This is a genomic window from Moorena sp. SIO4A1, assembly GCF_010672065.1.
Classification (GTDB): Bacteria; Cyanobacteriota; Cyanobacteriia; order Cyanobacteriales; family Coleofasciculaceae; genus Moorena.
This window is the reverse complement of record NZ_JAAHHX010000220.1, coordinates 1-2,947: the sequence shown is the minus strand read 5'-3', so window position 1 is coordinate 2,947 and position 2,947 is coordinate 1. Positions and strand designations below refer to the sequence as shown.

1 protein-coding gene and 1 pseudogene are annotated in these 2,947 nt (G+C 44.6%); both read right to left on the bottom strand.

Going from position 1 to position 2,947, the window contains the following annotated elements; all coding sequences use genetic code 11:
* Positions 1–1,407: reverse transcriptase domain-containing protein (locus tag F6K53_RS36430; protein ID WP_293084333.1), on the bottom strand; the 1,407-nt coding region annotated here is incomplete at its 3' end.
* A 537-nt stretch (positions 1,408–1,944) separates the two neighbouring features.
* Positions 1,945–2,740 (bottom strand): annotated as a pseudogene (locus F6K53_RS36425) (transposase); the annotation flags it as partial.
* Positions 2,741–2,947 lie beyond the last annotated feature (207 nt).

Genomic DNA, 2,947 nt, shown 5'->3' with positions numbered 1-2,947 from the left:
ATGATGGAGGTGTACATATTCGTCTTCTAAGAATCTCAGCCCACAGAATCCACAGGATTGGTTTTGCTTTTTTAAGGCTGTAGAGGTAGCATCGGAGTATAACCTTGAATTCCGGTTACTCCAGTAGACTAGGTCACCGTCATAAGGTGACTTAGTCCCCTTTACGTTGACGTGCTGGTTTTGTTTGTAGCCTACCTTAGGGAATCCCTTTTTACATAGTTCGTTTGCTTTGTACCGGTTTACCTTCTTTTCCTTTCGGAATTTACGGTTGGCGGTTTTATTCATGAACCAGAGGGAATCTCGGGAACTGCTCATATCACAGCTGCTGTGGTAGTTTCTCCAGCCACGCACAATTGGGGCTAACTTTTTGGCTTTTACTTCAGCACCATAATTCGAGTTGTTAACTACGGCTTTAATCTTCTTTCGGATATTTCGGTGGTTTTCCTCTGAGGGAATTGACCGGAACTTTCCGTTTTTATGGACGCGGAAGTTCCACCCCAGAAAGTTGAAGCCGTCTGTCGTTTTGGTTAGTTTGGTCTTTTCTTCACTAATTTCCATCCCACGCTCTGCTAAGAAGTTTTTGACTTTGTCTAGTATCTTCTTGGGGTTATCTTTTGGTTTTAGAATGAACACCATATCGTCAGCATATCTTAGGCTGGTGTGAATGTTCTCTATTCCGTCAAGTGCGATATTGGCTAGTAAGGGACTTACTACTCCACCTTGGGGGGTTCCTTGCTCAGGAAATTCCAGGTCAACTCCTGCTTTAAGACAGCGGAATATCCCAGTCTTTAAACTTACTGGTGCAATTAACCTATCCATTATGGCGGTGTGTGAGATACGGTCAAAGCATTTTTTGATGTCTAGTTCGATGACCCTTTTGTTGATGCCGTTTTTGTCCGATTTTAGGTGGAGGAACAGACGTTTTTGCACATCTTGTGCGCATCTACCTGTTCTGAATCCATAGCTATCGGCGCTGAATGTGGCCTCATGGGCTGGTTCTAAAGCGAACTTAATAAGACATTGCCATGCTCTATCGGCGATGGTTGGTATTTTCAACATCCTTACTTTCCCATTCTTTTTAGGGATAGGGATTTCACGGAGTCGGTTATGCTTCCAGTCCGAAGCAGAGTCGTTCAATGTTTCTACCAATTCAACACGCTGTCTGTAGGTGAGGCTTGACATGCCATCAACTCCAGCCGTCTTTTTCCCTCTATTCAGTTGTGTTACTTGACGAACGGCCAAAAGCTGTGCTGAACGGGATTTCAGAATCAGTTTCTGTAAAGACCGCGCCTTCTTCAAGTCACCATCTCGAACCGCTTTATACACTCGCTTCTGTAGGCGGAAGAGGTTTTGGCGGAGTTTCTTCCACTTTTGCCCTTTCCAGAGGTCGCTATATCTATCTGACATGCGTCTACCCATACTCTCCATTAGTTCATGTATTCTGGATACCCGTGCCCAGTTTTGAGCACATCCTACCCGACAGTGGGGATTAAGTTTGGCATAACCTACTAAAGTTCGACTACTCTTCAGACCCATTGTTGCTGTCGTTTTTACTCGTTCCACTTGTTGGATTGTTATGACGATTTAGGGCAGTCCAATTTGCCTATTCTCTTCTCAGAGATTACAACTGTCAAAAAGGGAACGTTGTGAGAATGAAAGAATAAAGTCTCGCATATTAACAGATTGCGGCTTCATTTTAAGACATTTTTCTAGGACTTTCGTTAATCTACCCGTGTCGTCTCCCCGTTAGCGGCAGTGTGGATAATCTGCTTCACCTCTGATTCCGCCCTGGTGCCAGCGTCACTCTGCAAGTTGCCCCTTGCTCGGTGTGGCCAGATAGGGAGTCACTTATCTCCTAAAGGGGTGGGTTTGCACCACCATCCAACAAGTAGTTAGGATTTTGGGAATATCCCCGCGAATCCCCCTAGTTTTACCCCTCCTGTTTCAGGAGGCTCTTCCTAGGAACGAGCCGCACCTTTTCAAGATGTTGACTGCGGCATTGTGATCTCTATCTAACTGACACCCACACTTGCAGGTATGGGTTCGAGTTGACAGTGACTTTTTAACGACTTCCCCACAATTGGAGCAGTTTTGGCTGGTTAAGGCAGGATTAACTGCAATAGTTACCTTGCCGAATTTAGTACCAAAGTACTCCATCCACTTTCTAAATTGATACCAACCTGCATCATTAATGGACTTAGCAAGACAGTGGTTTTTTACCAAATTGCGAACTCTCAAATCTTGCCTTACGGCACGCTTCGCGAACATAGGCGACCAGATCGTTAGACCGGATTACGCAACGTGCGAGTCTCTTCGCATGTTCTTCACGTTGCCTACTTATTTTGAGGTGTGTCCTGCCTAGCTTATTAACGGCTTTCTTGCGGTTGGATGAGCCTTTCTTTTTCCGAGAAACCCGACGTTGGTAGAACTTTAGACGTTTTTCTCCCCTTCTGTAAAAGCGAGGATTAGGTTCGGCATGACCAGTAGAATCAGTATAGAAATCTTTTAGTCCAACATCTAAGCCGACAGCTGTACCAGTTGGTTCTAATTCCTCTTTGATGTCAACAGACACGCAAAACTGGACGTAGTAACCGTCAGCCCGACGGACTATCCGAACCCGCTTAATTTGCTTCTTATCAAAGCGCCACAAGTCCCATTTACCCTTAAGTTTGAGCTTTCCTATTTTTTTATTGTCTGTGAAAGTGATTGATTTATTGTCAGGGGATAGCTTCCATCCTGACCAGGGTAATCGCATTGAACTTGGTATAAATTGTACTTGACAAAAGAAACAAAGAGTGGAATAAAACTTTCCGACAATCAAGGCTGTGTTGCACAACTGACGAAGCTACCATAATAGGGAAGAACAATTCCCATTTCCAGGTCACTAATCATGGCAAAAGGCTTTGGCAAGGGCGTTATGACATCCATTGAAGAACCAGAGGCAGAA